11 protein-coding genes are annotated in these 12812 nt (G+C 34.9%); 9 read left to right on the top strand and 2 right to left on the bottom strand.

The window, feature by feature from the left end; genetic code table 11:
• The first annotated feature begins 50 nt into the window (after window positions 1-50).
• From purH to rodA, 6 genes are all read left to right on the top strand, one after another.
• Window positions 51-1583, top strand: coding sequence for a bifunctional phosphoribosylaminoimidazolecarboxamide formyltransferase/IMP cyclohydrolase (gene purH / locus AACZ49_RS01970; RefSeq protein WP_339651037.1), 1533 nt, complete (start codon window positions 51-53; stop codon window positions 1581-1583).
• Window positions 1584-1640: 57 nt separating this feature from the next.
• Window positions 1641-2669 carry a rod shape-determining protein gene (locus AACZ49_RS01965; RefSeq protein ID WP_339651035.1) on the top strand — a complete coding sequence of 343 codons (1029 nt, stop codon included), beginning with the start codon at window positions 1641-1643 and terminating at the stop codon, window positions 2667-2669.
• A gap of 150 nt (window positions 2670-2819) precedes the next feature.
• The gene (gene mreC / locus AACZ49_RS01960; protein ID WP_339651033.1) at window positions 2820-3644 is read left to right on the top strand and encodes a rod shape-determining protein MreC; all 825 of its coding nucleotides are present in this window, start codon (window positions 2820-2822) and stop codon (window positions 3642-3644) included.
• Window positions 3634-4143 carry a rod shape-determining protein MreD gene (gene mreD, locus AACZ49_RS01955; protein ID WP_339651031.1) on the top strand — a complete coding sequence of 170 codons (510 nt, stop codon included), beginning with the start codon at window positions 3634-3636 and terminating at the stop codon, window positions 4141-4143. The genes mreC and mreD overlap by 11 nt, the downstream gene beginning before the upstream one ends.
• Entirely contained in the window at window positions 4140-6014 is a 1875-nt protein-coding gene (gene mrdA, locus AACZ49_RS01950; RefSeq protein WP_339651029.1) for a penicillin-binding protein 2, read from the top strand. Before mreD ends, mrdA begins: the two co-directional genes overlap by 4 nt.
• A complete protein-coding gene (gene rodA / locus AACZ49_RS01945) occupies window positions 6004-7287 on the top strand; it encodes a rod shape-determining protein RodA (RefSeq protein WP_339651028.1) in 1284 nt (427 codons plus the stop codon). Before mrdA ends, rodA begins: the two co-directional genes overlap by 11 nt.
• Here the strand turns inward: rodA and AACZ49_RS01940 are convergent.
• On the bottom strand, window positions 7284-8096 hold the full coding sequence (locus AACZ49_RS01940) for a DNA/RNA non-specific endonuclease (RefSeq protein WP_339651027.1): 813 nt from the start codon (window positions 8094-8096) through the stop codon (window positions 7284-7286). The two genes, rodA and AACZ49_RS01940, sit on opposite strands and share 4 nt — an antisense overlap.
• A gap of 90 nt (window positions 8097-8186) precedes the next feature.
• On the opposite strand from AACZ49_RS01940, the gene msrB reads away from it, so the two are divergent.
• Window positions 8187-8645, top strand: a complete 459-nt coding sequence (msrB, locus tag AACZ49_RS01935) for a peptide-methionine (R)-S-oxide reductase MsrB (RefSeq protein WP_339651436.1) — start codon at window positions 8187-8189, stop codon at window positions 8643-8645.
• Entirely contained in the window at window positions 8638-9180 is a 543-nt protein-coding gene (gene msrA, locus AACZ49_RS01930; RefSeq protein ID WP_339651024.1) for a peptide-methionine (S)-S-oxide reductase MsrA, read from the top strand. The genes msrB and msrA overlap by 8 nt, the downstream gene beginning before the upstream one ends.
• A 463-nt stretch (window positions 9181-9643) precedes the next feature.
• Here the strand turns inward: msrA and AACZ49_RS01925 are convergent, their stop codons facing one another.
• Window positions 9644-11833: a carboxy terminal-processing peptidase gene (locus tag AACZ49_RS01925; protein WP_339651022.1), complete on the bottom strand. Its 2190-nt coding sequence runs from the start codon at window positions 11831-11833 to the stop codon at window positions 9644-9646.
• A gap of 189 nt (window positions 11834-12022) precedes the next feature.
• Here AACZ49_RS01925 and surE point away from each other — a divergent pair, with 189 nt between their 5' ends.
• Window positions 12023-12796: a 5'/3'-nucleotidase SurE gene (gene surE, locus AACZ49_RS01920; protein WP_339651020.1), complete on the top strand. Its 774-nt coding sequence runs from the start codon at window positions 12023-12025 to the stop codon at window positions 12794-12796.
• Window positions 12797-12812: the final 16 nt, after the last annotated feature.

Here is a 12812-nt window from a genome sequence, read left to right as displayed (position 1 = left end):
GTAAAAAAATTACTTTTGCTTGCTTATTAAAAACATTTAAGCGTCATACAATGAGCAGTGTAAAAAAAGCATCTTCGGCCCTAATTTCAGTATTTCATAAAGATGGGTTAGAGCCTATCGTAAAGAAATTTCAAGAATTAGGAATTACTATTTATTCTACCGGTGGTACGGAAAAATTTATCAATGATTTAGGAATCGATGTTGTTCCAGTAGAAGATGTAACGAGCTACCCATCCATTCTTGGAGGAAGAGTAAAGACATTACACCCAAAAGTATTTGGTGGTATTTTGAACAGACAGGACAATGAAAGTGATGTTGCACAATTGGTTGAATTCGAAATTCCACAAATAGATATCGTTATCGTTGATTTGTATCCATTCGAAAAAACGGTGGCAAGTGGTGCTTCTGAACAAGATATTATTGAAAAAATTGATATTGGTGGAATTTCATTGATCCGTGCTGCTGCCAAAAACTTTAAAGATGTCACCTGTGTTTCTTCTATGGAAGATTATGCAGATTTCTTAGAAGTTATTTCTGCTGACAGTGGAAATATCAGCTTAGAAGACAGAAAGCGTTTTGCCGCTAAATCTTTCAATGTTTCTTCTCATTATGATACTGCAATTTTCAACTACTTTAATCAAAACCACGACCTAGCTTCCCTTAAAATAAGTGAGATTACGGGAAAGGTTTTACGATACGGTGAAAATCCTCATCAAAAAGGATTCTTTTTTGGAGATTTTGATGCCATGTTCTCTAAATTACATGGGAAGGAATTATCATATAACAACTTACTAGATGTTGATGCCGCAGTCAACCTAATGTTAGAATTCAAAAACGATGCACCAACTTTTGCAATACTTAAACATAACAATGCTTGTGGTCTTGCTCAAAGAGAAAGCTTGCATCAAGCTTACGTAGATGCCTTGGCTGGCGACCCTGTTTCTGCATTTGGCGGTGTTCTTATAAGCAACAAAGAAATTGATAAAGCTACCGCTGAAGAAATACATAAACTTTTCTGTGAAGTAGTAATCGCTCCAAGTTATACTACTGAGGCTTTAGAAATTCTAAAAGGGAAGAAAAATAGAATTATTCTAATTCAGAATGATGTTGAAATGCCAGAAATGCAAGTAAGAACTTGCTTAAACGGTATGCTTCTTCAAGAAAAGGATCATAAAACCGACACCATTGCAGACCTTATAAAGGCAACAACCACTAAGCCCACAGAACAAGAAATTGAAGATTTAATATTTGCATCCAAACTATGCAAGCATACTAAATCAAATACCATTGTTCTTGCAAAGAACAAACAACTTTGCGCTAGCGGCACTGGCCAGACCAGTAGAGTTGATGCTTTAAACCAAGCTATTCACAAGGCACAAACCTTTAATTTCGACCTAAAAGGTGCCGTTATGGCAAGTGATGCTTTCTTCCCTTTTCCAGATTGTGTAGAGATTGCGGACAAAGCTGGCATTACTAGTGTAATTCAACCAGGTGGCTCAATTAAAGACCAATTAAGTATTGATTATTGCAATGAACACAAAATTTCGATGGTGATGACTGGAACGCGTCATTTCAAGCATTAAATTCATTACTTTTGTCGATGAAATACACCCTTTTTATCTAAAATATAAACAGCACATATGGGATTTTTTGACTTCTTGACCGAGGAAATAGCTATAGATTTAGGTACAGCGAACACCCTTATTATTCATAATGACAAAGTGGTTGTAGACAGTCCATCCATAGTTGCCAGAGATAGAATTAGTGGAAAAATTATTGCCGTTGGTAAAGAAGCCAACATGATGCAAGGTAAAACCCATGAAAACATAAAGACAATCAGGCCATTGAAAGATGGTGTAATTGCAGATTTTGATGCTTCTGAAAAAATGTTGATGATGTTTATTAAAAACATCCCGGCTTTAAAGAAGAAATGGTTTCCACCTGCATTAAGATTGGTTATCTGTATACCTTCTGGTATTACCGAAGTAGAAATGCGCGCGGTTAAAGAATCGGCAGAGCGTGTGAACGGTAAAGAAGTGTATCTTATTCACGAGCCTATGGCCGCAGCTATCGGTATTGGGTTAGATATTATGCAGCCTAAAGGAAATATGATTGTTGATATAGGTGGTGGTACTACCGAAATTGCAGTTATCGCTCTAGGTGGTATTGTTTGTGATAAATCGGTAAAAATCGCGGGTGATGTATTCACCAATGATATCATTTATTACATGCGTACACAACACAACCTATATGTTGGTGAAAGTACCGCAGAAGCAATTAAAATTGAAATAGGTTCTGCTACCGAAGAATTACAATCTCCACCAGATGATAAATCAGTTCAAGGACGTGATTTATTGACAGGGAAGCCTAAACAAGTTCAAATCTCCTATAGAGAAATAGCAAAGGCTTTAGATAAATCTATTTTACGAGTTGAAGATGCTGTAATGGAAACATTATCCCAGACACCTCCAGAATTAGCTGCTGATATTTATAATACGGGTATTTACCTTGCAGGTGGTGGTTCTATGTTACGTGGTCTAGATAGAAGATTATCGCAAAAAACAGACTTGCCTGTATATATTGCCGAAGACCCATTACGTGCCGTGGTACGAGGTACTGGTATAGCATTGAAAAATCTAGAACGCTATAAGAGCATATTGATTAAATAATTTAAGTTCGTTCTAAAGAACAGCTTAATTAAATGATTGTAAACAACCTAGGAGAAAGTTCAAGAGCCATTATTAAAGAATAACGATAGAATTTCGAGGCAAGCCTCGGAGCATTTAAATCTCGATTATCGAGTAAAAATTTAGGGGTGAATGCAACAGATTATAAATTTTCTAATAAGATATAAAACCTTCCTGCTATATCTCTTTCTGTTATTGATTTCCCTTATTTTTACCTTTCAATCACATTCTTATCATCAGTCCAAATTTTTAAATTCTTCCAATTACATAACTGGAAGTATCTATTCATTTTCTGATAATATTACATCGTACTTCAATTTAAGAGAAGAAAATAACAGCCTAGTAGAAGAAAATAAAAAACTTAGAGATAAACTTTTTAATAGCGTTCAACTTTCGGGCATAACTATTGACACCGCTTCTGCTGACTATGAAGTAATTAGAGGCAGAGTAATCAACAACAGCTATGCAGACCAACGCAATTACGTGACCATTAACAAAGGTAAAAATGATAGCATTTTTCAAGATATGGGCGTGATTACCGATAAAGGAATCTTGGGAATTGTTGAAAACACCTCAGCTAATTTTTCTACCGTACAAAGTATATTAAGCGAGAAATCGAATATCAATGCTAAAATCAAAAATTCGAATCATTTTGGCTCACTGGTTTGGGACAATACACAAAACTACAATGTAGTTCAACTTATTGACATACCTAGACTTGTACCTTTAACAATTGGCGATACCATAGTTACTGGAGCGATGAGTAGTATTTTTCCAGAGAACATTCCTATAGGAACCATTAAAAGATTTGACTTAGACAACTCTAAAAGCTTCTATTTTATCGATGTAGAATTATTTAATGACATGACCAATATTGGTAATATATACATCATAAAGAATTTGAACCGTAAAGAAGTGTTGCAATTAGAAGCAGAAACAAAAGCCAATGATCAATAGTACTTTCTTTTTCAACGTACTCCGATTTATACTATTGGTTCTAGTACAGGTACTCGTATTTAACAATTTGAATTTCTTTGGCTATATAAATCCACTAGTATATATTCTATTTTTATATTGGTACCCAATAAAGCAAAATAGAACTACCTTTATAATACTTTGCTTCCTCTTAGGACTATTTGTAGATATATTTTCTGACACACTTGCCATAAATGCAGCTGCTACAGCAACTATAGCTTATTTACGGCCAACCATTATGCGTTTTGTTTTTGGTGTCAACTATGAATTTCAAAGTTTTAAATTAAACAATAGCGCTAAGGCACAACAATTTACATTTTTAGCGTTATTGATTATAATACATCACTTGGTATACTTTTCGTTAGAAATTTTCAGCTTTTCAAATAGCTTGTTGATTTTACAGAAAACGTTTACGGTCGGTATCTCCACGTTGATATTATGTATATTGTTCAGCACGTTATTCAGCAGTAAAAAAGAATGAGGAAAATTCTTTTATCATCTATTATCATTGTTATCGCAATTACGTTTTTGGGAAGGCTATCCTATTTGCAAATTTTCAGCTTTTCTACTGATCACGTTTTAGAGGATCCCGCTATAAAAGCAATTTATGATTATCCTGAACGTGGATATATTTATGATAGAAATGGCAAGCTATTAGTTGGTAATGACCCTGCATATGATGTAATGGTTATTCCTAGAGAAGTAAAACCATTGGATACTCTTGAATTTTGTGGCCTATTAGGGATTGATAAAGAAGAATTCATTGATAAACTCAGAAAAGCAAGAGTTTATTCCCCAAGATTACCTTCTGTTCTAGTACCTCAACTCTCTAAGCAAGATTATGCCATGCTACAGGAGAAGATGCGCAAATACAAGGGTTTTTATATTCAAAAAAGGTCTTTACGTTATTACGACACCCATAGTGCCGCTAATGTTCTTGGCTACATCAGTGAAGTAAACGAAGGTGATTTAGCGGTGAATAAATACTATGTACAAGGCGAATTAAAAGGTAGAACCGGAGTTGAGCGCTATTATGAAGATTTGCTAAGAGGCAGAAAAGGTGTTCAGTACATTCAAAAAGATAGATTCAATAGAGATATTGGTCCATACAAAGAAGGAACAATAGACACTTTACCTGAACAAGGAAAGCAAATTAGCATCACTATCGACAAAACATTACAAGAGTATGGTGAACTACTAATGAATGGAAAAAGAGGTGGCATAGTCGCCTTAGAGCCTTCTACTGGTGAAATTCTCTCTATGATTTCAGGACCTACATATGATCCTGCTCTTTTAGTTGGCAGAGAACGTTCTAGGAATTACACGAAACTATACCATGACACCATAGCCAACCCTACTTGGGATCGCTCAATACACGCTCAACAACCCCCAGGATCACCTTTCAAGACCCTTAATGCACTTATTGCATTACAAGAAGGAGTAATGGATGAATCAAGCACTATTCAATGTTTTCATGGATTTTATGTTGGTAAGACAAAAAGAGGTTGTCACTGCGGTGGTGGCATGCGAGATATGAATAAAGGTATTTACATGTCATGTAACGCGTATTTTGCAGGTACTTTTCGTAAAATATTTGAACATTTTGACACTACGGATGAAGCTATGGATGTTTGGGAAAAGCATATGCGAAGCTTTGGCTTAGGTGATTATTTGGGTTACGATTTACCATTCGGGCAAAAAGGTCGTATTCCAAGTAAAGAATATTATGACAAATGGTATGGAGATAATAGTTGGAGTTCTTCTTACATTATATCGAATTCTATTGGTCAGGGTGAAATTTTAGCTACTCCCGTTCAATTAGCTAATATGACTGCAGCTATCGCAAACAGAGGACATTATTTTACCCCTCATATCTTGAAGAAGATAGAAGATATAGATATTACCGAACCAAAATTTACAGAAGCTAAACATACCACTATAGACCCTAAGCACTTTGAACCTGTTGTTCAAGGTATGGCAGATGTATATAGAAAAAAAGGAGGTACTGCATATTGGCTTCAAATACCGGATATCGAAATTGCAGGAAAAACAGGTACTGCTGAAAATTTTACCAAAATAAATGGTGTACGAACGCAATTAACAGATCATTCTGTTTTCGTGGCCTTTGCACCGGTAGATAACCCTAAAATAGCTATAGCCGTATATATCGAAAATGGTTATTTCGGTTCTAGATATGCTGGCCATATTGCAACTCTAATGATTGAAAAATATTTGAAAGGCGAAATTACTAGAAAAGATTTAGAAAAAAGAATGCTAGAAAAAACGTTGGAAGCAGAATATGCCAAACCCTACAGTGGAGAAGAGTTTAAAATAAACGAGCGTGTCTGGTAGAAATATCCTTAAACGTATTGACTGGCTAAGTGTTTTTATTTATTTCGCACTTGTTCTTATTGGTTGGATTAACATATACTCCAGTACATTTACTAACGAACACAGCTCTATTTTTGATTTCGGAACTCTTTATGGCAAACAACTGTTTTTTATTGGAGTTAGTCTGGTCACTATAGTTATTATACTTGCACTTGAAGTTAATTTTTACGAACGATTTTCTAGTGTATTATACTTACTTTCTATGGCCTCCCTATTGGGCCTTTTTGTATTTGGCAAAACGATAGCCGGCGCTACCTCATGGTATGATCTGGGCTTTTTCAACTTACAACCCTCTGAATTAGCAAAAGTTGCCACTGCATTGGCGCTTGCCAAATATTTAAGTGACATACAGACCGATATTAAAAGAAGAAAAGACCAGCTTTACGCGCTCTTAATCATCCTTATCCCTGCTATACTTATTATTCCACAGCCTGACCCTGGTAGTGCCCTTGTATTTTTTGCACTCATTTTTGTCATATTCAGAGAAGGTCTACCCCTATTCTATTTGGCAATTGTAGTGAGTCTTATTCTTATTTTCATCATTACCTTAATGTTCGGTACCATTTGGCTTATTATTGGCTTGGCACTATTAATTATTCTATTATTTGGGTTTAAGCGAAAAACACTTAAAATTCCGGTTATACCCTTAACTTTAATAACCATAGCTGTTATTCTCTTTTCTTTATCCGTGAATTTTGTTTTTAATAATGTTTTTGAACAACGTCACAGGGATCGTTTTGGATTATGGTTGCGACTAGAAAAAGACCCGGACAAATTAGAACAGATCAGAAAATCAATAGGATACAATACCTACCAATCCGAAAAAGCAATAGAATCTGGCGGATTTTTTGGCAAAGGTTTTTTAGAAGGAACGAGAACTAAAGGTGATTTCGTACCCGAACAACATACTGATTATATCTTTAGTACTGTTGGAGAGGAATGGGGCTTTTTAGGAACTTCTACCGTAATTATACTATTTTCGGTACTCTTTTTACGATTAATCTCTCTAGCAGAACGACAGAAGAACGCTTTTGCCCGAATGTACGGTTATGGCGTTATTTCCATTCTTTTAATACACTACTTTATTAATATAGGAATGGTAATAGGCATATTACCTACTATAGGTATTCCACTACCTTTTTTTAGTTATGGAGGATCAGGATTATTGTTCTTTACGATTTTACTCTTTATCTTCTTAAGACTAGATACGAATCGATTAAAGGAGAGTTTTTAGAATTTCCATCCAGTCGTGTTGTTACTATCTTCAAAAGTACCTTGTTGATTTTCTGGCAATTCAGCAAAAAAGTCAATTCCTGTTTCTTTTTCTATATCATCAATCGAAACAATGAAATTACGAAGAGGTGAAAATTGGGGTTTATTAGGTATTAAAAAAGAGATGGTTTCTATTTGATTTCCATTTTTACGGGCTATAATTTTATAAAAAACGTCAGGTACATCTACATCTTCCTGCCCAATTTCCTCTAAGCCCTCTTCTAACACTCCACCAGTAATCACATACAATGGACTATACTTCTTTGCCCATCGCCTTGCTTGCTGTTCTAAATCGTTCCATATACCTGCATTAAACTCTCTATCCTGCGGACTTATGTTGCTTGTATAAAATGTTTCATTATATGCCTGTAAAGAGAACCTTCGGTCTCCTGCAGGCACCAAATGGCCACGATCATAACCCGAGCCTTTGTAATTTATATAATCAGCAGATTTAGATTTAACAAAAGGGTCTTCTATAAAATATGGGCGTTTTCTATCATCGTAAGTAAGGTGTTTTTTATCGAGCACATATGCTACCCATTCTGCCTGTTCAAAAGGCTCATTATAGGATAATGAAAAATATAAATGGTCAATAATTTCACCTGTAGTTGATGATGGCAAAAGTTCTTTTGGAAATTCATTTGCACGCGAGCTATCATCATTATTTGAATAAGTAGCAGGCGTATAAAAATTCTCGAATAGCCAAAAACCTACTACGCAAACAAGAATTAAAACACTGTAAACAGCTCCATTTCTTCTACGATATGCCATACGCCAAAATTACCGTAATTTTGTAATATATAAAGGAATTTCTCGACCAATAACCCGAGTGTAAAAAGTATAAACGAAAGGAAAATTATGATGCTAACTTGGAAAGATGTGATTCATTTTTCAGTGAACGGTAACCCCGTAACTGATAAGCGAGTTGAAAAAACCGAACAGGAATGGAAAGAAATTTTAACGCCCGAACAGTTTAGAATAACTCGTAAAAAAGGAACCGAAGCTCCACATTCCGGTGCGCTTTGTAGCGCCCACGAGGCGGGTAAATATGAATGTGTATGTTGTGGCACTTCTTTATTTGATTCTACCATAAAGTTCGAATCTGGCACTGGTTGGCCAAGCTTTACCCAACCTATTAAAGAGAACGCCATTAAATACCATAAAGATGTGTCTTATGGAATGGTACGAGTTGAGGTTATGTGCAATTCTTGTGATGCCCATTTAGGCCATGTTTTCCCAGACGGACCTGAACCTAGTGGGTTGCGCTACTGCATTAATTCTGAATCTATGCAATTAGAAAAAGAGGAATCACATGGCTAAAACTAATTTAGAAATTGCCACTGTAGGCGGTGGATGTTTTTGGTGTACAGAAGCGGTCTTTCAAGAAGTGAAAGGTATTCTAAAAGTTGTTTCTGGTTATACGGGTGGCAATGTACCTGGTAGACCAACATATAGAGAAATTTGTTCTGGCCTTACAGGACATGCCGAAGTGGTACAGATTACTTTTGATCCTGCAATCATTTCTTATGAAGATATCCTAATTATTTTCATGACAACACATGACCCTACTACTTTAAACCGACAAGGAGCCGATGCAGGTACACAGTATCGTTCTGTTATATATTATTATAATAATATTCAAGAGAGAAAGGCTAAGATGGTATTAAAAAAAATGTCAGCTATTTATGAAAAATCTATAGTCACCGAATTAAGCCCTCATGGAGTATTTTATGATGCTGAAGAATATCATCAAGATTATTACAAGAATAATTCTCAACAAGGTTATTGTCAGGTTGTAATCAACCCTAAATTGGCAAAACTTAGAAAGCTACATGCCGATAAACTTTTAAATTAAGTTTCATTTTATATTTAAAAGAACGAAAATATCGATTCGACTACAGCTGTATTAGGGACAATATTGAATTCAATTATAAACTATGAAGCAGTTTCAATGACCTTTTTGAAACTAGGCTATCCTATTTACTTAATTCAATTATTAGGTCTATTTCAAACAATCGGCTTATTACTAATATGGTTCAATAATTCCAATTGGTCACTTGAATAGGCATTTGCCGGTTTCTTTATGAATTACTCTTTAGGAGCTATTTCGCACTTAGTTATAAAAGATGGCAACGCTGCACCTGCCGTTATTTGTATAATTCTTTTATTAGCCCCCTAAATTCAAAGTATAAAAATAAGAGAATTAAATAATCAATTGTCCCAATTCGCAAAACCAAAATACCTTTAAAAAGAAGAAACATAAAAAAAAACCGCTTGTACTATGTACAAGCGGTTTTTTTATGATAATAATTGTGTAATTAATTCTTTACACTAGCTAGCTTTCCCTGCTTTATATTATTAATTTTCAAATCTTCTAATACATTAACAGCCTCTTCAACATAAACATCTTTTGCTAAATTTTTATGCCATCTGTTTCTCTTTTCCCGTAATACCGAATCTTTAGTAAACAATTGCTCTTCATAACCTAAAGATTTAAAAGTTAATTTAGAATCATAATCTGTGAGCGTATTAAAGTAATCAGATTGTTCCTTATCTTTTTCTTTTTCTTCCTTATAGGTTTCAAAATTAAGCGAGATTTCAGTTTCATCTTGCTCAGCCTTTAACCACTTAGCATTTTCTTCAATCAACTTAATTTGCTGACTGGTTTGCATTCTTTTCTCACTATCAGCTATAGTCTTCTCATAGTTAATGTAACCATCCCATGGCTTATAATCGGCTGGAGAAATCTTATCCCATCCTAATGGATTAGATTGATCTCTTTCTCCTAAATCTATATAGCTATATTTGTCTGGAACTACAATATCACTTTTAACACCTTCTAATTGCGTAGAACCTCCATTAATTCTATAAAACTTTTGCGTAGTAATTTTAATCGCTCCTAAATCTCCATGCTCATTACTACGTAACATATTATTTAATGGAATAACATTTTGAACGGTTCCTTTACCAAAAGTCTGCTTGCTACCAATAACAATGGCTCTCTTGTAATCTTGCATTGCAGCCGCTAAAATTTCAGAAGCCGATGCAGATAATTCGTTGACCAAAATTACCAATGGACCATCCCATTGTATTCTTTCATCCTTATCATCATATACATCTTTACCCTTATCCTTAGACTGAACCTGAACAATTGGCCCATCTTTTATGAAAAGCCCAGCCATTTCAACAACGGTTTTCAATGATCCCCCACCGTTATCACGTAAATCTAAAATAAGACCTTCAACACCCTCTTCTTTTAATCGCTCTACTTCTTTAGCTACATCAGTAGCTGCATTTCTTTCACTATAATCATTGAAATCAACGTAGAATTTAGGTAGATTAATGATTCCGAATTTCTCTTTATCTCTAATAATGGTGGCAGATTTAGCATAAGATTCTTCAAGTTCAACCACATCTCTGGTTAATGAAACTACATCTAAAGAACCATCTACTTTTCTAACAGTTAAATCTACAATAGTACCTTGAGCACCTTTTATCAATTTGATGGCATCGTCTAAACGCATACCTACAATATTAATAGGCTCTTGACCGTTTTGACCTACTTTTATAATTTCATCACCAACTTCTAGTCGTTGATCTCTCCAAACAGGACCACCAGAAATAATCTCTACAATTTTTGCTCCTTCTGACTTCTTTTGAAGTCTTGCTCCAATACCCTCAAATTTACCTGACATACTAGTGTCAAATTTTTCTTTTTCTTCTGGTGCTAAATAAAATGTGTGTGGGTCAAATTCGTCTACAATAGTATTAATATATTGCACGAACCAATCTTTACGCTCCAAATCATTAACAAAATCGAAAAACTCATCTAATGTAGTTTCGGTAGATTTTCTCGATTCTATTTCAGCTTCTTCAGGAGTATGCGCACTATGATCATGACCATCATCTAATTTCACATTACTTAATTCCGTAACCGTTTCGCCATTTTCATGCTTTTTGGTTGCGACCACTTCTTTCTCCATATGAACAATTTTAGAATCATATGTTCCTAAAGTAGCATACTTCAATTGCTTTCTCCATCGTTCTTTAAGCTCATCTCTATTCGCAGCAAACGGTTCTTCATCATATTTTATACTGATACTTTCGTTTTCAGAATAATCAAAAGGTGATGCTAAAACATCTTTATAAATTTCCTTCGCATCACCCATACGTTGCATCAATCTTTCATACACAACATTGAAGAAAGTGATATCCGTATTTTTTATTTCATCATCAATTTGATACTTATACTTCTCAAATTCAGCAATATCAGATGCTATGAAATATCTTTTTGTTGGGTCAATCACATCAATAAAATCTTCGAATACATTTACCGAAAACTGATCATTGAGTGCTTTTGGCTCGTAATGTCCTTTTTCTAAAACATACGTAATTAAATCCAATAACAATTTGTCTTTATCATCGTTTTCAAACGTCTTATTTGTAAAACTGCACGAAGCAACAGCAACGAGCATTAAAAGCAGTACATAAGCTAAATTTCTCTTCATAAAATTATCTTTTACCTTCTTCTTCAATATCTCTCAATTTAGGAATTATTTGTAGCGATAAAACTACATAAACAACTAAGATAAAGAAAAAACCATGCCAATAATGGAGCTAGGAATTAATTTTTTGTTAAACGACGCTTCGGCCATATCACTTATAAAAACGTATTTTTACTGTAGAAAGTATATGTTATGGGAAAACCATTGATCTTAGTTACAAACGATGACGGAATTACAGCTCCAGGACTACGTATGCTAGTTTCAATAATGAAAACAATTGGAGAAGTTGTAGTTGTTGCCCCTGATAGTCCGCAATCTGGTATGGGCCATGCCATAACCTTAGACAGTACGCTATACTCAAAAAAACTAACTATCGATTTAGATAGCGAAGGTATTGACGAATATAGCTGTAGCGGCACACCAGCAGACTGCGTAAAATTAGCATTACAAGAACTACTACCCAAAAATCCAAATATATGCGTTAGCGGCATAAATCACGGTTCTAATTCTTCAATAAACGTCATTTATTCAGGCACCATGAGTGCGGCGATAGAGGCTGGTATTGAGGGTATACCTGCCATCGGTTTTTCGCTTTGCGATTATACTTGGGAAGCAGATTTTTCACAAGCACAAAACTTCATTTTTACTATTGTAACCGAAGCTTTAAAAAATGGTATTCCTAAAGGCACTGTTTTAAACGTCAATATCCCTAAACTTAAGAAAAATAAGATAAAAGGCATTAAAATTTGCAGACAGGCGAAGGCAAATTGGAAAGAGAAATTCGATAAACGAACAAACCCAATGGGTAAAGATTATTACTGGTTAACAGGTGAATTTGAATTATTGGATAAAGGCGAAGACACCGATGAATGGGCATTAGCAAATGGCTACATATCTGTTGTTCCCACTCATTTCGATTTAACCGCCCATCATGTTATTTCAGAACTGAATACTTGGAAACTATAATACATAACTTAAATTT

Origin of the sequence: uncultured Maribacter sp., assembly GCF_963975365.1 — a bacterium.
In the GTDB taxonomy this organism is placed as follows: Bacteria; Bacteroidota; Bacteroidia; order Flavobacteriales; family Flavobacteriaceae; genus Maribacter.
The sequence above is the reverse complement of the archived record's forward strand: the minus strand, read 5'-3'. Positions and strand labels throughout refer to the sequence as shown.